20 protein-coding genes and 1 tRNA gene are annotated in these 20042 nt (G+C 69.9%); 7 read left to right on the top strand and 14 right to left on the bottom strand.

Annotation, left to right across the window (positions count from 1 at the left end; translation table 11 throughout):
* Nucleotides 1-103: 103 nt before the first annotated feature.
* Nucleotides 104-1114 carry a glycoside hydrolase family 6 protein gene (locus ACIA8L_RS52545; RefSeq protein WP_395917233.1) on the bottom strand — a complete coding sequence of 337 codons (1011 nt, stop codon included), beginning with the start codon at nt 1112-1114 and terminating at the stop codon, nt 104-106.
* A gap of 147 nt (nt 1115-1261) precedes the next feature.
* Between ACIA8L_RS52545 and ACIA8L_RS52540 the strand changes: the two genes are divergently transcribed.
* Nucleotides 1262-3247 carry a glycosyltransferase family 2 protein gene (locus ACIA8L_RS52540; RefSeq protein WP_395917231.1) on the top strand — a complete coding sequence of 662 codons (1986 nt, stop codon included), beginning with the start codon at nt 1262-1264 and terminating at the stop codon, nt 3245-3247.
* Nucleotides 3248-3423: 176 nt separating this feature from the next.
* Here the strand turns inward: ACIA8L_RS52540 and ACIA8L_RS52535 are convergent, their stop codons facing one another.
* The 8 genes from ACIA8L_RS52535 to ACIA8L_RS52500 form a co-directional block, all read right to left on the bottom strand.
* Nucleotides 3424-3891 (bottom strand): ribose-5-phosphate isomerase, encoded by a 468-nt coding sequence (locus tag ACIA8L_RS52535; RefSeq protein WP_395917229.1) that lies wholly within the window; start codon nt 3889-3891, stop codon nt 3424-3426.
* 13 nt (nt 3892-3904) lie between these two features.
* Nucleotides 3905-4093 (bottom strand): hypothetical protein, encoded by a 189-nt coding sequence (locus tag ACIA8L_RS52530; RefSeq protein ID WP_395917227.1) that lies wholly within the window; start codon nt 4091-4093, stop codon nt 3905-3907.
* Nucleotides 4094-4186: 93 nt separating this feature from the next.
* Nucleotides 4187-5362, bottom strand: coding sequence for a DUF1015 family protein (locus ACIA8L_RS52525; protein WP_395917225.1), 1176 nt, complete (start codon nt 5360-5362; stop codon nt 4187-4189).
* Between the two features lie 17 nt (nt 5363-5379).
* Nucleotides 5380-5562: a hypothetical protein gene (locus ACIA8L_RS52520; RefSeq protein WP_395917223.1), complete on the bottom strand. Its 183-nt coding sequence runs from the start codon at nt 5560-5562 to the stop codon at nt 5380-5382.
* A 148-nt stretch (nt 5563-5710) separates the two neighbouring features.
* Nucleotides 5711-6127 (bottom strand): ATP-binding protein, encoded by a 417-nt coding sequence (locus ACIA8L_RS52515; RefSeq protein ID WP_395917280.1) that lies wholly within the window; start codon nt 6125-6127, stop codon nt 5711-5713.
* Nucleotides 6128-6210: 83 nt separating this feature from the next.
* Nucleotides 6211-6531, bottom strand: a complete 321-nt coding sequence (locus tag ACIA8L_RS52510) for a DUF3817 domain-containing protein (protein WP_395917278.1) — start codon at nt 6529-6531, stop codon at nt 6211-6213.
* A gap of 10 nt (nt 6532-6541) precedes the next feature.
* Entirely contained in the window at nt 6542-6901 is a 360-nt protein-coding gene (locus ACIA8L_RS52505) for a hypothetical protein (protein WP_395917222.1), read from the bottom strand.
* 26 nt (nt 6902-6927) lie between these two features.
* A complete protein-coding gene (locus tag ACIA8L_RS52500; protein ID WP_395917276.1) occupies nt 6928-7530 on the bottom strand; it encodes a disulfide bond formation protein DsbA in 603 nt (200 codons plus the stop codon).
* A 211-nt stretch (nt 7531-7741) separates the two neighbouring features.
* On the opposite strand from ACIA8L_RS52500, the gene pepN reads away from it, so the two are divergent.
* On the top strand, nt 7742-10285 hold the full coding sequence (gene pepN, locus ACIA8L_RS52495) for an aminopeptidase N (RefSeq protein WP_395917220.1): 2544 nt from the start codon (nt 7742-7744) through the stop codon (nt 10283-10285).
* 634 nt (nt 10286-10919) lie between these two features.
* Here pepN and ACIA8L_RS52490 read toward each other — a convergent pair.
* Together ACIA8L_RS52490 and ACIA8L_RS52485 are read right to left on the bottom strand one after the other, a co-directional pair.
* A complete protein-coding gene (locus ACIA8L_RS52490; RefSeq protein WP_395917218.1) occupies nt 10920-11324 on the bottom strand; it encodes a DUF5130 family protein in 405 nt (134 codons plus the stop codon).
* Nucleotides 11311-11616, bottom strand: coding sequence for a hypothetical protein (locus ACIA8L_RS52485; protein ID WP_395917216.1), 306 nt, complete (start codon nt 11614-11616; stop codon nt 11311-11313). The genes ACIA8L_RS52490 and ACIA8L_RS52485 overlap by 14 nt, the downstream gene beginning before the upstream one ends.
* A gap of 96 nt (nt 11617-11712) precedes the next feature.
* On the opposite strand from ACIA8L_RS52485, the gene kynU reads away from it, so the two are divergent.
* Nucleotides 11713-12963 (top strand): kynureninase, encoded by a 1251-nt coding sequence (kynU, locus tag ACIA8L_RS52480; RefSeq protein ID WP_395917214.1) that lies wholly within the window; start codon nt 11713-11715, stop codon nt 12961-12963.
* Between the two features lie 243 nt (nt 12964-13206).
* On the opposite strand, the gene ACIA8L_RS52475 is transcribed toward kynU, so the two are convergent.
* Entirely contained in the window at nt 13207-13749 is a 543-nt protein-coding gene (locus tag ACIA8L_RS52475; RefSeq protein ID WP_360378097.1) for an HNH endonuclease, read from the bottom strand.
* 215 nt (nt 13750-13964) lie between these two features.
* Here ACIA8L_RS52475 and ACIA8L_RS52470 point away from each other — a divergent pair, with 215 nt between their 5' ends.
* The 4 genes from ACIA8L_RS52470 to ACIA8L_RS52455 all read left to right on the top strand — a co-directional run bounded on the left by ACIA8L_RS52470 (nt 13965) and on the right by ACIA8L_RS52455 (nt 18927).
* Nucleotides 13965-14993, top strand: coding sequence for a mechanosensitive ion channel family protein (locus tag ACIA8L_RS52470; RefSeq protein ID WP_395917212.1), 1029 nt, complete (start codon nt 13965-13967; stop codon nt 14991-14993).
* Between the two features lie 649 nt (nt 14994-15642).
* A complete protein-coding gene (locus tag ACIA8L_RS52465; RefSeq protein ID WP_395917210.1) occupies nt 15643-17142 on the top strand; it encodes an MFS transporter in 1500 nt (499 codons plus the stop codon).
* Between the two features lie 4 nt (nt 17143-17146).
* Complete coding sequence (locus ACIA8L_RS52460; protein WP_395917208.1) at nt 17147-17563, top strand: globin; 417 nt, start codon at nt 17147-17149, stop codon at nt 17561-17563.
* Nucleotides 17564-17667: 104 nt separating this feature from the next.
* The gene (locus tag ACIA8L_RS52455) at nt 17668-18927 is read left to right on the top strand and encodes a delta-60 repeat domain-containing protein (protein ID WP_395917207.1); all 1260 of its coding nucleotides are present in this window, start codon (nt 17668-17670) and stop codon (nt 18925-18927) included.
* A gap of 334 nt (nt 18928-19261) precedes the next feature.
* Here ACIA8L_RS52455 and ACIA8L_RS52450 read toward each other — a convergent pair.
* Nucleotides 19262-19337: transfer RNA gene (locus tag ACIA8L_RS52450), tRNA-His, on the bottom strand.
* Nucleotides 19338-19390: 53 nt separating this feature from the next.
* Entirely contained in the window at nt 19391-20029 is a 639-nt protein-coding gene (gene orn, locus ACIA8L_RS52445) for an oligoribonuclease (RefSeq protein ID WP_395917205.1), read from the bottom strand.
* Between the last annotated feature and the right edge of the window lie 13 nt (nt 20030-20042).

The following is a 20042-nucleotide window of genomic DNA, read 5'->3' as shown; positions in this document are numbered from 1 at the left end:
GGTTCGAAGTCGAGGGCGGCGTGGGCCCAGGTCGGCTCCTGCGCGTAGAGCGCGGCCAGGAGTGCGGCCACCACATCGGCCGCGGCGGTGGGGCGGTGACCGCTCAGCCCGAGCGTTTGGCGAGGTCCAGGGCGTAGTCGGGCCACCACTGGCCGGCCTCCGGCTCGCCGGGGCGGCAGGCGCCGTCCGACTCGCCGGGGCGTTTGATCCACAGCAGCGCGTCCGCGCGGGGGTCGCCGGTGTTCTTCGTCGGGGGCGCGCCCAGGAGCCGGCCCGGCGGGTTGCACCAGCGCGGGCCGCCGTTGACGTCGCCGGCGCCGTCCAGCGGGCCGGCGCCGTTGCGGCTGGTGTCGATGACGAAGTGCGGTTTGTTCGGCACGGCGTCGGAGACCTGGCGGCCGTACGCAATGTTGTCCGCGGTCGTCACGAAGTTGGCGACGTTGAGGGAGAATCCGTCGGCCTTCGCGATGCCCGAGCGCTGCAGGGCGTCGGCCAGCTTCCGCACGTCGGTGATCCAGCGGGGGTTGCCGGCGTCCACGTAGACCTTGGCCGTGCCGGTGGCCTTCAGGACGGTCACCGCATCGGCCAGCAGCGTGTAGCGCTCCTCGCTCTCGCAGCCCTCGACCGCGTGGGCCACCGCGTCCGGCTCCAGGATGACGGTGACGGGGCGTTTGCGGATGCCCGCGGCGAAGTTGCGGATCCACGTCTTGTACTCGTCCGGCGACGCGGCACCGCCCGAGGAGAAGTTGCCGCAGTCGCGGTGCGGGATGTTGTACGCCACCAGGACCGGCTCCTGGCCCTGCGTCGCCGCGCAGCCCAGGACCCCGTCCACATAGGCACCCACCGTGTTCGGTCCGTCACTCGTCCAGGTCGCCACGGGGCGGTCGGCGATCTTCCGGAGAGCGGTGGCATCGTCGGCGCGCTGCTGGCCCTCCCAGCGCTGGACCTGCAGGACGGCGGCGCTGTTGGGGTCGACGAAGAAGCCGGGGGATGCCGGCTTGCAGTTCTGGTAGGCCGCGGCCGCCGAGGTCGCCGGGGCGGGCGGCACCTCCGTGGACGAGCAGCCGGCGAGCACGGCAAGGGCCAGGGCCAAGGTCACCGCGCGAGCCGCCACCACGGGAGGGTAACGCAGTGCATCACCCGGCATGGGTTACCGACATCACGGCGGATGTCGGCAACCGGGAGGTGACCTATGCTCTGGGGCGGTCGGGTAGCCCCCAAATCGAGAAGCAGCACACCCGAGACGCAGCGAGAGGGTCCAGTGGCGGACGAGTTCGAGATTCCGGTCTTCGGGCGGTCCTGGGCGCGGCTGGAGACCTTCAGCCGGCTCGCCGGACCCCTGACGCCGCCGCCCGTCGGCGAGCCGTACCGGGTCAAGTACCGGCCGCAGCAGCGCACGATCAGCCGCTCGGTGCTCATCGCGCTGCTCAACATCTGCTTCGAGGTGATCTTCTGCGTCTGGCTGCTGCAGCCGGCGCACTTCGCGCAGACCAACCCGGGGCCCACGGCCCAGGCGGCCGGGATCGCGAACGTGTTCGTCATCGTGACGATCGCGCTCGTCGAGCTGCTGCGGCTGATCAACGTGCTGTCGCTGTCGCTGGCCTCGATCATCGCGCGGGACCCGATCCCGGTGACCCCCGATCCGCGGCTGCGGCTGGCGTTCCTGACCACGATCGTGCCGAGCAAGGAGCCGATCGCGGTCGTGCGCGAGACGATGCGGGCGGCCAAGCGGATCCGGCACCGGGGCGTGTTCGACATCTGGCTGCTCGACGAGGGCGACGACGACGCCGTCAAGGCGATGTGCGACGAGCTCGGCATCCGGCACTTCACCCGGAAGAACAGCCGGCGGTACAACCGGCCCAAAGGGCCCTTCAAGGCCAAGACCAAGCACGGCAACTACAACGCCTGGGTCGACTCGCACGGCGACGACTACGACATCCTGCTAGCCGTGGACCCCGACCACGTGCCGCTGGCCAACTTCGCCGAGCGGATCGTCGGATACTTCCGCGACCCCGACGTGGCCTACGCGATCGGGCCGCAGTGCTACAAGAACGGCGAGGCGTTCGTCACCCGGGCCGCGGAGTCGCAGCAGTTCCCGTTCCACAGCGTGATCCAGCGGGCGGCCAACCGATACGGCACCTCGATGCTGGTCGGGACGAACAACGCGATCCGCATCTCGGCACTGCGGAGCATCGGCGGGCTGTCCGACTCGATCACCGAGGACATGGCGACCGGGCTGATGATGCACACGACCCGCAACCCGGAGACGGGCAAGCGCTGGAAGTCGGTGTACACCCCGGACGTCCTCTCGGCCGGCGAGGGCCCGTCGAGCTGGAGCGACTACTTCAGCCAGCAGCGCCGGTGGTCCCGCGGGACGTTCGAGATCCTGCTCAAGACCTACTGGCGGCGGTTCTGGCGGCTCTCCCCCGGGGGGATGCTGCATTACACGCTCATCACCACGTTCTACCCGTCGATGGCGCTCGGCTGGCTGCTCGGCATCCTCAACGCGGCCCTGTTCCTGGGGCTCGGCGTGAGCGGCATGACCATCTCGCCGCAGCTGTGGTTCGCGCTCTACGTCGATGCCACCGCGTTCTCCTTCTGGCTGTACATCAACAACCGGCAGTACAACGTCAGCCCCTACGAACCGGCCGACTCGCGCGGGATCAAAGGCATGCTGATGTCGATCATCGCGGCGCCGATCTACGCCGTACAGCTGCTGAGCACGATGTTCCGGCGGCCGGCCCGGTTCGTGGTGACGCCGAAGGGCGAGAGCAGCTCCCGTGACGGGCTGCGCACGTTCCGCAACCATCTCGGCTGGCTGGTGCTGATCATCGCGCTGGTCGTGGTGTCGTTCGTGCGGGACTACGCGGCCCCGGCCTCGCTGCTGTGGCCGGTCGTGGCGTTGATCGTCTGCCTGCTGCCGCTGGTGCTGTGGCGGCTGGACGCGCGGCTGGAGCGCAGCCAGGCCAAGGCGATGAGCCTCGAGCAGGAGGCGGTGGCGAAGCGCAAGCAGCCGCTGCCCCAGGCGGTCACGCCGCACTACTCCGGCGACATCACCATGGAGATTCCGCGGGCGCTGCTCAAGGAGCACCTCGCGGCCCGCGGCTCCGGCCAGCACGAGGACGTGGGCGCGACGATCATCATGCCGAAGATCCCGAACGAGCCGGAGACCAGAGGGGACGCCAGCTCCACCGCGATCATCCCGCGGTTCACCGACATCCCCCGGCAGCGCAGAAAAACGGAATAAACCGAAAAAACAAAGGAAGTCTGGATTCCGGAGCCGCTTCGCTCCCGCCCCGGGCAAGGGGCTCCGCCCCCTGCACCCCCCGGGCCGCGGTCAACGGCACGGACAAGCCGAGCCGCGGACAAGCCGACACGGACAAGCCGGGCCGCGGACAGAGCCGAGCCGCGGACAAGCCGGGCTCAGGGCAGGGCCGGCAGCACGCGGGAGTTGTCGTACTCGAGAACCTGCGCGATGCGGCGGGCGTGGCGCGGGTTCTCGGAGAACTTCGTCGACAGGAACGTGGTCACCAGCGTGGTCGCCTCGTCCAGCGTGTGCTGGCGGGCGCCGATCGCCACGATGTTGGCGTCGTTGTGCTCGCGGGCGAGCTGGGCGGTCTCGACGTTCCAGGCCAGGGCGGCCCGCACGCCGGGGACCTTGTTGGCGGCGATCTGCTCGCCGTTGCCGGAGCCGCCGATCACCACGCCGAGCGTGCCGGGGTCGGCGACCACCCGGGCCCCCGTGTGGAAGCAGAAGACCGGGTAGTCGTCGTCGGGGTCATACTTCGCCGGTCCGACGTCCACGACCTCGTAGCCCTGCAGCCCCAGAGCGCTGACCAGGTGCACTTTCAGCTCATAGCCGGCGTGGTCCGAACCAAGGTAGACGCGCATACCCGGCAGTCTGTCAGAGCCTGATCAGTCCCAGGCACGAACCCGCCAGCAACCCACCGCCCAGCAGGACGAGGCCGAACACCCAGCCGGCCGTCACGCCCGTCTTGAGCCGCAGGATTCTCCGGCGGTCCCAGACGAGCGCGGCGGCGGCGAAGGCGCCGATGCCGAACGCGGCGATCATTGCCGCGATGAAGATCTGCATCTGCATGTACACACACCCCAGGCCCGTTGGTACAGCGGCCTAGTGTGTATCACGATCGGGTGACGAGAACGAATCGAGCTGAGCCGAGCCGACCTAAAGCTCGTCGAGCTGAGCCACCACGAGGCCGGCCCGGGCCTTCGGGGTGAACCAGGTGCTCTTGCGCGGCATCTTCTGCCGGGCCAGGTTGACCGCCACGAAGTCGTCGACGGTCACCGGGGCGATGAGCACGGCCAGCTCGGCCCGGCCGGCGTCGACCTCGCCACGCAGCCACTCGGCCGGGTAGTCGCCGCCGACGTACGTGATCCGCTTGTCGCCCGGCTCCAGGCCCAGCGTCTCCCCGAACAGGCGGCGCTCGACGAGGGCGTGGTCGAGGTTGTCGACGACACTGGCGCCGTCGGCCTTCGGCAGCGTCGCCGCCCACGAACCCTCGCGGGTGTAGAGGTGCACGCGCCCGCCGACGGCCGGCACATCGGCCGGGCCCGGGAGCGGCTCGATGGTGAGCCCCTCGAAGAACGGAAGTTCCGAGACGAGCCGGTTGTACGGCTGGATCGCCACCGATTCCGGGGTGGTGACGACGGCCAGGAATCGCTCGTAGCCGGCGGTCTGGGCGGCGAGGGAGCGGTGGTTGCCGTCGGCGACGACGAGCTCACCGCCGCCCGCGAGGGCCAGGAGCCGGTCGCGGGTCGTGCCGGCGGCGACGGCCCAGATCTCGTGGGCGCGCCCGGACGGGTCGACGTCGGTCACGGCGGGCCGGCCGGCGTCGGCCACGGCCTGGGCGAGAGCGGCGTGCAGCGCCTCACCGTGGGCCGTCTGCAGCAGCAGGACCGGCGACAGCAGGTGCTTGGTGGCCTCGGCCAGCGCCACCCGCTCGCGGACCTTCTCGATGAAGACGTCCTCGTTGCGGATCACGGCGCCGGGCTCGTCGGCGCTGGTCGAGATCTGGTCGGTGGCGATCATGCACCACAGGCCGTAGGCGCGGGCGCCGTCCGGGGCGGTGATCCGGTAGAGCACCACGACGTCGGTGGCGGGTGCGTAGTGGCCGTCGTCCTTCGCCGCCCGCAAGCGCTCGACGGCGTCGGGCAGGCAGTCGAGGAACGGGCGGCCGACGCTCTGCGGGGCCCGGTGCGGCATCTCCACCGCGAGGGCGCTGGCGGGGTTGGCGGCGATGATCGCGGTGATCTCCGCGTCGTCGGCGAACTCGTCGTAGTTCTGCGCGCCGGTCCCTCCGGTGGAGAGCCAGGCGTGGGCGATCGGGTACGCAACCGTCATACGCAAGACGCTATAGGTCAGGACATACGGGCCACGGCACGGGGGTTTGCCCGTCCCGCAGTGCGGCGGCGGCCGCCACGCACGATCGCGCCGGCGCACACGACGACGGGCGGCGCGAGGAGCGCGCTCACGTCCTCGGGGAGCTCGGGCAGCTCGTCCTTCCAGGTCGAGTCCTGGACGGTCCAGCGGGTGTCAGACATGATCTCGGCTCTCTCCAGAATGTGTCGTCACGAGATGCAACGGCACTCATTCCTGCGGGTGACGCACCAGTGGTGCGATTCCAGAGAACAACACGGATTCGACCGGGCGAGAGTTCAGTCGGCGACCCGGCACGAACTCGGTACTTTCCTACGAGAAGGCGGGGGTCGTCCGGGTGAGCAGCTTGACGATTCGCAGGGCCATGCCCCGCGGCTGGCGGCGGCGAAACTCCACGATGTCGGCCAGCGCGTGAATGATCTTGAGGCCGCGGCCGCTCTCCGCGTCCGGATCGACGTCTTGCTGTACCGCCAAAGCCTCGACGCCAACGCCGTCGTCGACCACATCGATGATGCAGCGGTCTTCCTGAATGGTGACCGTCACCTCGTAGTCGGCTCCGCGCTCGGCGTGCTGGACCGCGTTGGCGCACGCCTCGCCCACCGCCAGCCCGATGTCCTCCCGGCAGTCCTTGGTGACCGAGAAGACCGCGAGCGCGGCGTCGAGGACCCGGCGGGTCAGCGGTACCGTCGTGGAGTCCCGCGGCAGGGAAAGCGAAAGCCGGACTTCCATCCCCACGGTGGGCTCCCTTCGCGCGAATCGCTTGCACACAAGGAATGCCCCGCACGCGCCGACAGGAAACTTGCGGCGAATACTCAGACCGTGGTGCGCACCGGCTCCGCCGCGGCCGCCCGGACCCGGTGCGTGACAACGCGTTCGGCCACGAAAGACAGGAACGGCACCGTTCCCGCCAGCAGCACCAGGACCGTGAACCCGAGCTTCCAGCGGGCCCGGCGGGCGAGGTCGGCCGCGAGCACGAGATACACCATGTAGAGGAAGCCGTGCGCGGGCCCGACGAGCGCCACGATCGTCTCGTTGTCGGTCGTGTACTTCAGCACGGTGCCGACGGTGAGGACGATCAGCAGCACGCCGACGATCCAGGCCACGATCCGGTAGCGGGTGAGCGCGGGGCGCAGGTTCATGGATTCATCCCGGGAAGTCCTTGGGGCGGCGGTCGGGGTTGGCGGCGAGCCAGGCCAGCATCCGGTTGTACTGCGACAGCTCCGGATCTTCCACATCGTCCACCGGCGCCGGGCGCTGGATCGGCCGCAGCGGCGCCGGCCCCGGTTTGGGCGTCCGGACCCCGCGGGCATCGCGGACGGCGCGCACCCAGAGGAAGACCACGAAGACCGCGAACAGCGGCCACTGCACCGTATAGGCCCAGCTGAGCATGTTGCCCGCGGTGGCCCGCCGGTATTGCCACGCCATGGCGGCCAGACACACGGCGACCCCGGCGAGCGTCAGGGCATGCCCGAGCACCCACCGGGGGGTAAGAAACTGCCGCACAGGTAGGCAGGCTACTCCTGCCGCCGTCAGTCGAAGACCGGGCCCACGTCGCGGGTGCGCTTGATCTCGAAGAACCCGGGGGTGCCGGCGACCAGCAGCGTGCCGTCCCACAGCCGGCCGGCGGCCTCGCCCTTCGGGCGCGGGGTGACGACGGGGCCGAAGAACGCGATGATCTTGCCCTCGGGGCCGGGCACGTGGATGACCGGGGTGCCGACGTCCATGCCGACCGGGTTCATGCCGCCGAAGTGGCTCTCCCGCAGCTGCGCGTCGAACTCGGTCGAGTCGGCGTACTGCGCGAGGTCGACCGGCAGGCCGGCCTCCTGGAGCGCGGCGCGGTAGAGCTCGTCGCCGAGTTCCTGCTTGTCGTGGTGGATCCGGTTCCCGAGAGCGGTATAAAGGGGACGAAGCACATCATTACCGAACTTCTGCTCGGCGGCGATGGCGACGCGGACGGGGCCCCAACCCTTTGCCAGACCCTCCTTGTATTGCTCGGGAAGGTCGTCGCGGCCCTCGTTGAGGATCGAGAGGCTCATCACGTGGAAACGGATGTCGACGGGGCGGACCTGCTCGACCTCCAGCAGCCAGCGGGAGGTGATCCAGGCCCACGGGCAGCGCGGGTCGAACCACATGTCGGCGGTGACGCGGTCTTCGGCCACGACGGTGACCACCTCTCTAGTGAAAGAGCCGGGAATGCGGTTCGATCCTTACTCAACGACGCCGACACGGACCACTTCGGGCATTGGTGACCTGAGCCACTCCCCCAGTGTCCTCCTTGAGCATGGAACACTCGGGTTGACGCCGTCGACGGGGACGGCCACAGCGAACGACAGGAGACGACACGTGGCCGGTGTACGCAACCTACGCCAGGTCGAAGCGGTCGAGCGGGCCCGCCTGCTCGGCGTGACGGCGTATGACATCAGCCTCGACCTGACCGACGGCGCCGGAAATCCCGGGGAAGGCACGTTCCGGTCGACCAGTGAGGTTCGGTTCTCCTGCCAGGAGCCGGGCGCCGAGACCTTCATCGAGGTCGCCGCGGCGGCGGTGCACAGCGCGACGCTCAACGGCGAGCCGGTGGACGTCAGCGGCTGGGCCACCGACCGCGGCCTGCCCCTGCCCGGGCTCCAGGCCGACAACGTGCTGGTCGTGGAGGCGGAGTTCGCCTACTCGACGACCGGACAGGGCCTGCACCGCAGCGTCGACCCGGTGGACAAGGAGGTGTATCTCTACAGCCAGTTCGAGACGGCCGACGCCCAGCGCGCCTTCGCGTGCTTCGACCAGCCCGACCTCAAGGCGGAGTTCACCTTCCGGGTCACCGCGCCGAAGCACTGGAAGGTCATCTCCAACATGCCGCTGGAGCGGCAGGAGGGGCTGGTCCGGCACTTCCAGCCGACGCCGCGGATGAGCACCTACATCACCGCCGTCTGCGCCGGGCCCTACCACGAGGTCCGCGACACGCACGACGGCATCGACCTGGGCGTGTTCTGCCGGCAGTCGATGCGGCAGTATCTCGACGCCGATGAGATCAACCTGGTCACCAAGCAGGGCTTCGACTTCTTCCACGAAGAGTTCGGGATCCGCTATCCGCTGCCGAAGTACGACCAGGTGTACTCCCCGGAGTTCAACGCCGGCGCGATGGAGAACTTCGGCTGCGTGGTCCACGCCGAGCAGCACTACATCTTCCGCTCGCCGGTCACCGACTTCGAATACGAGCAGCGGGCCAACACGATCCTGCACGAGCTCGCACACATGTGGTTCGGCGACCTCGTCACCATGCGCTGGTGGGACGACCTCTGGCTCAACGAGTCGTTCGCGGAGTGGGCCAGCCACTGGTGCAACGCCAACGCGACCCGGTTCACCGACGCCTGGACGACGTTCCTGTCGGTCCGCAAGAACTGGGGCTATCGCCAGGACCAGCTGTCCTCGACCCACCCGGTCTACACCGAGATGCCCGACGTCGAGGCGGTCGAGGTCAACTTCGACGGCATCACCTACGCCAAGGGCGCCAGCGTCATCAAGCAGCTCGTCGCCTACGTGGGCATCGACCCGTTCCGCCGCGGCCTGCGCGCCTACTTCCAGCAGAACCAGTGGGGCAACGCCACCTTCGACGACCTCCTCACCGCCCTGGAGACGGCCAGCGGCAAGGAGCTGCGCAAGTTCGCCGCCCAGTGGCTGGAGACGGCCCAGGTCAACACGCTGCGGCCGGAGATCACCACGGCCGCCGACGGCACCTACGAGCGGGTCGTGGTGCACCAGGAGGCCCCGGCCGCCTACCCGACGCTGCGCACCCACCGGATCGGCATCGGCCTCTACGACCTGGTCGACGGCGCGCTCGTGCGCCGCTCCCCGATGGAGGCCGATATAGATGGAGAGCAGACCGAGATCGCCGCGCTGGCCGGCGTCCGGGCGGCCGACGTGCTGCTGCTCAACGACGACGACCTGACCTACGCCAAACTGCGCCTCGACCCGGCGTCCATGGCCGTCGTCGTCGACCACATCGACGGGCTGGACAACTCCCTGGCCCGGGCCCTGGTCTGGTCGGCCTCGTGGGACATGGTCCGCGACGCCGAGCTCGCCGCCCGCGACTACGTCAAGCTGGTCGCGACCGGCCTGCCCCGCGAGCGCGACATCAATCTGGTGACCGCGACCATCCGCCAGGCCCAGTCGGCGCTGGTCTTCTACGCCGACCCGGCCTGGACCCCGCAGGGCTGGACCCAGCTGGCCGAGACCGCCCGCTCGGCGCTGCGCACGGCCGAGTCGGGCAGCGGCTTCCAGCTGGCCTGGGCCCGCTCGTTCGCGGCCGCGGCCCGCAGCGAGGCCGACCTGGCGGTGCTCGCCGGCTGGCTGCGCGGCGAGGACGTGCCGGACGGCCTGACCATCCAGGCCGACCTGCGCTGGGGCATCCTGCACGCGCTGATCGCCAACGGCGCCGCCGACCCGGCCGACATCGAGGCCGAGCTCGACCGCGACCGCACGGCCTCCGGCGAGCGCCAGGCCGCGCTGGCCCGGGCCCTGGTCCCGACGGCCGAGTCGAAGGCCGAGACCTGGCGTCGGCTCACCGAGGACCACTCGCTGCCCAACTGGCTGCAGCGCTCGCTGCTGCAGGGCTTCCAGCACTCGGCCCAGACGAAGCTGACGGCGCCGTTCGTGCCGTCCTACTTCGACGCGCTGCTGCCGGTGTGGGAGTCGCGGGACAGCGAGCCGGCGGCCGAGTTCGTCGAGATCGCCTACCCGGCCTACCAGGTGAGCGAAGAGACGGTGGCCCGCACCGAGGCCTGGCTGGCCACCCCGGACAAGCCGGCCCCGCTGCGCCGGCTGGTGGGCGAGGGCCGCGACGGCATCGTCCGCGCCCTCAAGGCCCGCGCCAAGGACGCCGAGGCTTCCTGACGCACGCGAGTTACGAAGAAGCGCCGCACTCAGATCTCCGAGTGCGGCGCTTTCGTATGTCCGGTGCGGTGCTGGGGCTGCAGCCGCTTTCGTTTGGCTCGTGCGGTGCTTTGACTGCGGCCGCTTTCGTTGGCTGGTGCGGTGCTGGGGCTGCGGCCGCTTTCGTTTGGTCCGTTCGGTGCTTTGACTGCGGCCGCTTTCGTTGGCTGGTGCGGTGCTGGGGCTGCGGCCACTTTCGTTTGGTCCGTTCGGTGCTGTGGCTGCGGCCGCCTCGACCAAGGCGGCGCGGTGGCCGGACCGGCGCCGGCGCGGCCTAGTTGTGCTTGCCGGCGCGGACGCGGCCTGGTGCTTGCCGGCGCGGTCCGCGAGCTGAGCCACCGTCGGCACCACCGAGACCGTGGTCACGGCGCCCACCCAGACCGGCGCGGGCGCGACCCAGTGCTTGCCGGCGTGGTCCGCGAGCTGAGCCAGACCGGCGCGGGCGCGACCCAGTGCTTGCCGGCGTGGTCCGCGAGCTGAGCCACCGTCGGCACCACCGAGACCGTGGTCACGGCGCCCACCCAGACCGGCGCGGGCGCGACTCAATGCTTGCCGGCGTCGGCCGCGAGCTGAGCCAGATCGGCGCGGGCGCGGCCTAGTGCTTGCCGGCGTGGTCCGCGAGCTGGGCCAGGCCGGACACGAGGCCGCCCGCGAGGTCGCCGCCGCCGAAGGCCGCGGCCATCGACAGGGCGGCCAGCTTCGCGGCGCGGTCCGGGAGGCGGCGGCGGGCGTCGGTGCCGGTCACGATCTCCAGGAGGCGCTGGTTGGGCGACAGCGCGATGAGGACCGACAGCGCCGGGTCGGCGAGCTGGCCGTGCAGCTTCTCGGCGTAGGCCCGGGCCGGCTCCTCGAGGTCGCCGACGTAGATGCTGAACGTCAGCCCGGTCGACGCGTCGGCCAGGCGCAGCGCCTCGTCCAGGCGGAGCAGCTGGCGCGTCGTGAACGGGCCGTTGAGGACTTCGGGCCGGCCGGACAGGCCGGCCGAGTTACCACCGGTCACTTGCGCCTCCGATGACTTGCGGCTGGGACTTGTCGCCCGACCACTCGGTGGTGGCGTCGTCGCCGCCGGCGGTCAGCTCGGCCCGCCGGACACCGGTGAGCTCGCGGGCGTGCGCCACCGCGGCCTGCTGCTCGGGCGCGGCCAGGAACCAGACGGGCGTGAACTCGAACGCACGCCCGGGCCGGTAGCGCCGGCTGGGCCGGGCACCCCCCGCGAGGACGGCGCCCGAAATGAGCAGGATGATCGCGACCGGAATCCCGGCGAAGATCAGCGTCGTCTCGATGATGGACAAGCTCAACGCCCCCAGGCGTCGAAGGGACTAAAAGACCGGCTTCACGTTAGCGGGCGGCGATGACCAGCCGGTTGCCGGGGGCCTACCGTCGCAGACATGGACCACTCGCGCCAGTATGCCGAATCACTCGACACCGAGGACCCGATCGGACATTATCGGTCGAGATTCCATATAACGGACAGCGATCTGGTGTACTTCGACGGCAACTCCCTGGGTCGCCTACCCCTGGCCACTCGCGAGCGGCTCCGCGACGCCGTCGACCGCGAATGGGGTCACGACCTGATCCGCGGCTGGGACACGTGGATCGACCTGGCCCGCTCAGTCGGAGATCTTCTGGCTTCGGGGGTACTGCACGTGCGTCCGGGCGAGGTCGTGCTCTCGGACTCGACCAGCGTGAACGTGTACAAGCTGGCCGCCGCCGCCCTCGACGCCCGGCCCGGCCGCCGCGTGATCGTCACCGACGACGACAACTTCCCCACCGACCGCTACGTGCTGGAAGGTCTGGCCGCGGCCCGCGGGCTGGAGCTGCGGCTGGTCGAGACCGACATCGACGCGGGCGTGGACCCGGCCCGGGTGGCCGCGGCGCTGGACGACGACGTGGCCCTGGTCTGCCTGTCGCACGTCGCCTACCGCTCGGGCGCGATCGCCGACATGGTGGCGATCACCACGGCCGCGCACCGGGTGGGCGCCCTCACACTGTGGGATCTGTGCCACTCCGCGGGGGCGGTCCGGGTGCCCCTGCACGAGTCGGGGGCGGATCTGGCGGTGGGGTGCACGTACAAGTACCTCAACGCCGGCCCGGGCGCCCCGGCGTTCCTGTACGTCCGTCAGGAGCTGCAGGCCGCGCTGCGGCAGCCGATCTGGGGCTGGTTCGGCCGCCGGGACCAGTTCGCGATGGCGCCCGGCTACGATCCGGCAACTTCCATAGACCGATTCCTGGTGGGTACTCCACCCGTGCTCGGCGGCTACGCGGCGCTGGAGGGCGCGCGCATCACGGCCGAGGCCGGGATCGACGCCGTGGCGTTGAAGGGTGCCCAGCTCACCGACTACGCGATCGACCTGGCTTCAGCGTGGTTGGGTGATCGTCTGGCGCTCGCGAGTCCCCGGGATTCGGCGGTCCGCGGCAGCCATGTGACGTTCCACTCGCCCGAGGCCTGGCAGATGTGCCAGGCGCTCAAGGCCGCGAAGGTGATCCCGGACTTCCGCACGCCGGACCGGCTCCGGATCGGCCTGGCGCCCCTCTACACCCGGTTCGTCGACGTGCATGAGGGCATGACCCGGCTCCGGTCCATCGTCGAGTCGGGCACGCATCTGTCGTTCGACGCCACGCTGAGCCGCGTGACGTGAGGCGCTTCGGTCTTTGGTTTTCGGCCGCGTTTACCGCGGACGCCGAAGGGAGGCGCCCTGGCGCCGACCGGTGTCTGGCGGGAGCAACGGTCGCGCCCACCGCGGACCCGAGTCCGCGTTTTTCGCCCCTGCCTTTATGCCGCTTGCGGCACGCCGTGCACGCCGTCTATGCCGCTTGCGGCACGCCGTCTACGCCGCTTGCGGCACGCCGTGCACGCCGTCTATGCCGCTTGCGCACGCCGTCTATGCCGCTTGCGGCACGCCGTCCACCGGTAAGTCGAGCCAGTCCGCCCAGCGCGGGTCCGGGGTGCGGTGGCCGAGGACCCGCCACGCGACGCCCTTGGGCGCTATGGGGCTGGCATGCAAACGCCAGCCGAGTTCGGCTGGCGTTTTGTCACCTTTTGTGTGGTTGCAGCGGGCGCAGGCCGCTACGACGTTTTCCCAAGCGTGGCGGCCGCCCCGGCTGCGTGGCATCACGTGGTCGATGGTCTCGGCCGGGCCGCGGCAGTAGGCGCAACGCCATCCGTCCCGCGCGAATATTCCGCGGCGGGAGAGGCCTATGTGCGTGCGGTAGGGCACCCGGACGTAGCGGGTGAGCCGGACCACGGACGGCACCGGCAGCTCGTTCATCGCACTGTGGAGGATCCCGTCACCGTCGGCGACGCACACGGCCTTCGACGTCAGGACCAAGATGGTGGCACGTCTGACAGACACGACACACAGCGGCTCGTAGGTGGCATTCAGCACCAGCGCACCCGATACTCGTGCGGGTCGTATGTCAGGCATCGCGCCGTCCCCCTAGTACGTGAAGGAAGTCTCCCTGGAAATGGCCGTGTGAGGCTAGGTTGCGGCCCCACCGGCGGTGGTCCGTGGGCTAATCGTCCCTGATAGATCCTCGGATTGCACGTACTATTTGCGGCCGGCAAGTGAACCTTCCCCGGTTCCCCCTGTTGTTTGCGCGGACTTACCCCGGTTCGCCCTGGTTTGCCACAAGGAGCCATGTGATCAGCCCCATCGCAATGCCCTTCGAGGAGACGCCCGGCTCCAAGCCGAGCTGTGCTGCCGAATCGGGCCTCTGCGACTTCGTCTACGACCAGACCAAGAACAAATGGCTGGCCGAGAGCAGCTACTGGGTGCTGGTCAAACCGCTGACGATCATCGCGATCATCATCGTGGCACTGATCATCCGGGCGCTCATCCACCGGGCCATCGACCGCCTGATCAAGCACACGGTGGCCGACAACGACAACGGCGGCTCGATCCTGCGGCCCCTGCGCCGGCGGCTGCCCACCCTCACCGCCCCCTCGGAGCGGCGCAACCAGCGCGCCCGGGCCCTCGGTTCGGTGCTGCGCAGCATCGCCTCGGCCGTCGTGTTCTCGATCGCCACGATGCTGGTCCTCGGCGAGATCGGCATCAACCTCGGCCCGCTGCTGGCCAGCGCCGGCATCGCGGGCCTGGCCATCGGCTTCGGCGCGCAGAACCTGGTGAAAGACTTCATCGCTGGGCTGTTCATGCTGCTGGAGGACCAGTACGGCGTCGGTGACGTGGTCGACGTCGGCGAGGTCACCGGCACCGTGGAGGCCGTCGGCCTGCGCATCACGACCGTCCGCGACGGCACCGGCATCGTCTGGTACGTCCGCAACGGCGAAATCGTCCGCGTCGGCAACAAGAGCCAGGGCTGGGCCGTCGTCAACATCGACGTACCGGTCGGCTTCGTCTCCGTCGACCAGGCCACCGCCGTCCTGCAGGAGACCGTCGACCAGTTCGCGGCCGACACCGACTTCGCCGACGACTTCATGGACCCGCCGAAGGTCCTGGGCGTCGAGCAACTGACCGCCGAGGGCGCCGTCCTGCGCGTGACGGTGAAGACGTCGAACGAGGCCCAGTGGCGCATCGGCCGCGAACTACGCCGCCGCACGACCGAATCCTTGGAGCGGGCCGGCATCACAGCCCAACTGACCGCCGCCCGCATGTACATCCGCCCCGCGAATGGCGACGGCGCCGAAACCGGCCAGGCCGGCCCCACCTGACCTGAACCCAGCGCCAACCCCAGCCTCGGCCGACCCGCTCGCTCGGCCGAGGCTGAGGCCGCCGGTCCGGCCGCTCACCGCCCCAGCCCTGTTGCTTGCCGCCCGCTGCCGCCTGCCGCTGTTGCTCACTGCCCGCCGCCGCTGTCCGACGCCCCTTCGCTTGCCGCTCGCCGCCGTTGCCCGACGCCGCCACGTGCCACTGCTGCTCGGACGCTCGACGCGGGCGCTCGACACAGGCGCTCGACACAGGCGCTCGACACAGGCGCTCGACACAGGCGCTCGACACAGGCGCTCGACACGGGCGCTCGAAAAGTCCGACACTCCGTGATTGGACTTTTCGGATTTATACCCCGACGCCCGACAAGTCAGATCCCAAGCGCATGTTGCAACACTGCAAACGTTTTCCATGTGGCCATACAGCGACCTCTGTACCGATCGGTGGTATTTGCCCGATCTCGCGGTCATCTGTGATCAACCCGGAGGGTAGGGTCGCGCGTCGGGTGGTCAGTCGGTTATCGTCCGTTCGTTCAGGTGCATCGCTGCACAGTGTCCCGGTCCGCCGCCGTTGACCCCTCTCGGGCGGCAATGTCCGGTTCGGCCGCGCCCGCGAACGTTCAGCTGTCGCGACCGAGGGAAGGGGGCTCTGCCGGTGTCGACTCCCGACGAGTCCGCTAAACGCCCGGCGACGGTCCGCGAGACGCTGGCCAACCGGGAGTTCGCCGCGTTGTTCGCGGCGCAGGCGCAGTCCAGCCTGGGCGACAACGTGGCCCGCGCGGCTGTGGTCGCGCTCGTCTACCGGCAGACCAACTCGCCGGTCTGGTCGGCGGCCGCGTTCGCGGTCAGCTACCTGCCGTGGCTCGGGGTCGGGGCGCTGCTGTCGGCCTGGGCCGAGCGCCACCCCTATCGGCGGACGATGATCGGCTGCGACCTGATCCGGGCCGTGCTCATGGTCATCCTGGCCGCGCTCCCCGGCCTGCACATCAGTCTGATCATCCTGCTGCTGTTCGCCAACGCGCTGCTGAGCCCGCCGTTCGACGCCTCCCGCTCGGCGCTCACACCGCAGCTGCTGCAGGGAGAGCAGTACGTCACCGCGGTCACCCTGAGCCGCACCACCGGCCAGATCTCACTCATCGCCGGCTACGCGGTCGGCGCCACCCTGGCCGCCTACAACGGCTCCCTCGCGCTGCTGCTCAACGGTGCGACCTTCGCCATCTCCGCCGGGCTGCTCGCCCTGGCCGTCAAGGAGCGCCAGCCGGCGCTGAAGGTTCACGAGCGCACCCACCTGCTGCGCGAGGCGGCCGACGGCTACCGGGTCGTCTTCCGGTCCCCGGTCATGCGCTCCATCGCGCTGGTGGTCTTCGCCGGCGTCTGCTTCGGCGTCGTCCCCGAGGGCCTGGCCGCGGCCTGGGCCGCCCACCTGGCGCACAAGCCCGACGCGTTCGGGTTCGGCGCCATCATGACCGCGGCCGCCGCCGGGTTCGTGATCGGCAGCGCCCTGGTGACCTGGTTCCTGCCACCGCAGCGCCGGGTCGCGCTGATCCGGCCGATGGCCCTGATCACCCCGCTCGCGCTGGTCCCGGCCCTGCTCAACCCCGGCCTGCCGACGATCGTCCTGATGACGCTCGTCGCCGGCGCCTCGCTCGCCATCACCTTCCCGGCCGGCAACGGACTGTTCGTCCAGGTGCTCCCGCCGTCGTATCGGGCCCGCGCCTTCGGGGTCATGCAGGGCGGCGTGCACCTGCTGCAGGGCGGCTCGATCATGCTCACCGGCTGGCTGGCGACCCACTACCCGCTGCCGGACGTCGTCGGCTACTTCGGGATCTTCGGGCTCGGCCTCACCGTCCTGATCATCGCCTCCTGGCCCGCGAAGGCGACCATCGCCGACGCGATCGCGGCCAACAAGGTGCGGGTCGCGGCCGAGCAATACGCCGCCGCCGATCACAAGAACATCGAGGACCTCGGCGAGGTCACGATCGACCTGGCCCGGGTACCGCTGCCGCCCCGCCGCCGCCCGTCCCCCGGTCCGTCGGCGCGCCGCGAGCCCCCGATGGCCGACCCGGCCGAGCGCACGGTCGACCTCAGCGAGCGGACCACGGACCTCGGCGGCCTCCCGCCCGCACCGCCCTCACAGGCGGCGCGGCATAGTTGATGGCGTGACGTCCCCCAACTTCTACGAGCTCGTCGGCGGCGAGCCGACCTTCCGCAAACTGGTCGACGAGTTCTACGCCGGCGTGGCTGAGGACCCCATCCTGCGGCCGTTGTACCCGGAAGAGGACCTCGGCCCGGCCAACGAGCGGTTTCGCCTGTTCCTGATCCAATACTGGGGCGGCCCGACGACGTATTCGGAGAACCGCGGCCACCCGCGGCTGCGGATGCGCCACGCGCCGTTCCGGATCGCCTCGGCCGAGCGGGACGCCTGGCTGCGGCAGATGCGCCGGGCCGTCGAGGCGATCCAGCTCCCGCCCGAGCAGGAGGCCGTCCTGTGGGACTACCTGGAGCGGGCCGCGCACTTCATGGTCAACGCCGAGGACCCGAACGAATCGGACAATCAGACCATTCAGGTGCTTTAGCGTAGTTTGCGTCTCCTTTCACCACGTCTTGCGTTGTCCTGACTATGTGCCGCCGTGTCCGGCGGCACGGTCTGGCATACGAAAACGACCGAGGAGACGCCTGCATGCGCCGACGCCTGATCGCCGCTGCCGCCACAGCACTGGCCGCTTTCGCGGTCGCCATTCCCGCCTCCGCCGCGCTGAACCAGCAAGCCCAGGTGTCGATCAACCCGGTCGACTACACCCCGAACGTGCTCGACGGCGAGGTCCGTTCGTTCGCGCTGGTCGGTGACACCGTGGTGGTCGGCGGGGATTTCAATACCGTCACCGATGCCGCGCGCAAGGTGAAGTACAACCGGAAAAATCTCTTCGCTTATCGCGCTTCGACCGGTGAAGTCCTGCCGTTCGCGCCGCAGCCCGACGCGCCGGTGTTCACGCTGGCCACCGGCCCCAACAACACCGTCTACGCGGGTGGGCAGTTCAAGCGCATCGCCGGCGTCGACCACCGCGGCCTGGCCCAGCTCAACCTGGCCGATGGCAGCCAGGTCCCGGCCTTCACCGCCACGATCAACTGGGGCGACAGCCGCAGCATCATCGCGCAGGGCCCGTGGCTGTACGTCGCCGGCTCGTTCAGCGCCATCGGTGCGACGACCCGGATCGGCCTGGCCCGGCTCAACGCCACGACCGGCGCCGTCGACCCGGCCTTCGACCTGAAGCTGGCCGCGCCGCATCTGAGCCGGGTCAAGCTCGAGGACCTGGCCCTCACCCCGGACGGCACCCGGCTGGCCGCGGTCGGCGCGGTGGAGCAGGCGGCCGGCCAGTGGCGGGCCCAGGTCGTGATGGTCGACATGCCCAGCGGGGGCGCGGTGCGCCTGGCCGACTGGTACACCGACGCGTACGCCCACGAGTGCCGAGCCGGCTTCGAGACCTACCTGCGCGGCATCGACTTCGACCCGACGGGGACGTTCGCGACGATCGTGTCGACCGGCCGCAAGTGGGGCGACCACCTGATGTGCGACACGGCGGCCCGCTTCGACCTGCGCGGCAACGGCCTGCACAAGCCGCTCTGGGTCAACTGGACGGGCGGGGATTCGCTGTACTCCGTCGCTGACACCGGTGCCGCGGTGTACGTCGGTGGCCACCAGCGCTGGATGGACAACCCGGAGGGCAAGGAGACGGCCGGCCCCGGTGCGGTCTCGCGGCCCGGTATCGCCGCCATCAACCCGCAGACGGGCAAGGCGACGGACTGGAACCCGAAGCGCAACCCGCGCGGCATCGGCGCCCGTGCCCTGCTGGCGACGCCGCAGGGGCTGCTGGTGGGTTCGGACACGGAGCGGATCGGCAACGAGTACCACGGCCGCCTGGCGCTGCTGCCGATCGGATAAACGGCTCCAGCGCTTCCGCACGGCCCGACCGGCCCTCGTCCACGGACGGGGGCCGGTTTCGTTGGCTCGTTCGCGCACCGGCCGCGGCACGCGATTTCCCAGCGACGCCGCAGACGAAGCACGGAACCCGATTTCCACCGACGCCGCAGACGAAGCGCGGAACACGGAACGCGACTTCCCTACGACGCCACGGACGAAGCACGGAGCACGGAACACGGCTTCCCTACGACGCCACGGACGAAGCACGGACCGCGGTTGCCCAGCGAAGCCCCGAAACGACAGCGGCCCCGGTCCGAAGACCGGGGCCGAACTGCGGAAACGTCGACCGCTTCCATGGGGTGACTGATGGGATTTGAACCCACGACACCCGGGACCACAACCCGGTGCTCTGCCAACTGAGCTACAGCCACCATGAACTCGCCCGCTAATAGTAGGGCATGGGGAGCGGGGTTCGTCGACAGGGTTATGACGCGTTCGTGTCGCTTTCCCGGCTCAACTCGGCCGCGATCCCCTTGGCGGTTTCGACGTCCGGGCCGGGGAGCGGCACGAAGAGCGTGCGGCGGTAGTACTCCAGCTCGCGGATGCTCTCGCGGATGTCGGCGAGGGCGCGGTGGGCGAGGCCTTTGGGCGGCTGGCCGAAGTAGACCCGCGGATACCAGCGGCGGCACAGCTCCTTGATCGAGGAGACGTCGATCATCCGGTAGTGCAGGTGGTGATCGAGGCGCGGCATGTCCCGGGCCAGGAAGCCACGGTCGGTGGCGATCGAGTTGCCGCACAGCGGTGCGGTGCGCGGATCGCGGACGTGCTCTGTGATGTAGGACATGATGAGGTCCTCGGCCTCGGCCACCGTGACGGCGGAGGCGCGCACGGCTTCGGTGAGGCCCGACTTGCCGTGCATGTCCCGCACGACCTCGAGCATCCCGTCCAGTGCCGCGTCGTCGGCGTGGATCACCACGTCGACGCCTTCGCCGAGCACGTTGAGATCCGGGTCGGTCACCAGCGCTGCGACTTCGATCAGCGCGTCCTTCCCCAGATCGAGCCCTGTCATCTCACAGTCGATCCAGACCAAAAGATCACCCACACCGGACAGCCTAGTGTTCATCTGACCGACTTCT

Origin of the sequence: Dactylosporangium sp. NPDC051541, from assembly GCF_044454505.1 — a bacterium.
In the GTDB taxonomy this organism is placed as follows: domain Bacteria; phylum Actinomycetota; class Actinomycetes; order Mycobacteriales; family Micromonosporaceae; genus Dactylosporangium.
The sequence above is the reverse complement of the archived record's forward strand: the minus strand, read 5'-3'. Positions and strand labels throughout refer to the sequence as shown.

Bases quoted from the DNA above. Each gene is read 5' to 3' on its own strand.
- ACIA8L_RS52535 (WP_395917229.1), bottom strand. From the start codon at position 3,891: ATGCGCGTCTACCTTGGTTCGGACCACGCCGGCTATGAGCTGAAAGTG.
- ACIA8L_RS52530 (WP_395917227.1), bottom strand. From the start codon at position 4,093: ATGCAGATCTTCATCGCGGCAATGATCGCCGCGTTCGGCATCGGCGCC.
- ACIA8L_RS52525 (WP_395917225.1), bottom strand. From the start codon at position 5,362: ATGACGGTTGCGTACCCGATCGCCCACGCCTGGCTCTCCACCGGAGGG.
- ACIA8L_RS52520 (WP_395917223.1), bottom strand. From the start codon at position 5,562: ATGTCTGACACCCGCTGGACCGTCCAGGACTCGACCTGGAAGGACGAG.
- ACIA8L_RS52515 (WP_395917280.1), bottom strand. From the start codon at position 6,127: ATGGAAGTCCGGCTTTCGCTTTCCCTGCCGCGGGACTCCACGACGGTA.
- ACIA8L_RS52500 (WP_395917276.1), bottom strand. From the start codon at position 7,530: ATGTGGTTCGACCCGCGCTGCCCGTGGGCCTGGATCACCTCCCGCTGG.
- kynU (WP_395917214.1), top strand. From the start codon at position 11,713: ATGGACCACTCGCGCCAGTATGCCGAATCACTCGACACCGAGGACCCG.
- ACIA8L_RS52475 (WP_360378097.1), bottom strand. From the start codon at position 13,749: ATGCCTGACATACGACCCGCACGAGTATCGGGTGCGCTGGTGCTGAAT.
- ACIA8L_RS52455 (WP_395917207.1), top strand. From the start codon at position 17,668: ATGCGCCGACGCCTGATCGCCGCTGCCGCCACAGCACTGGCCGCTTTC.
- orn (WP_395917205.1), bottom strand. From the start codon at position 20,029: ATGAACACTAGGCTGTCCGGTGTGGGTGATCTTTTGGTCTGGATCGAC.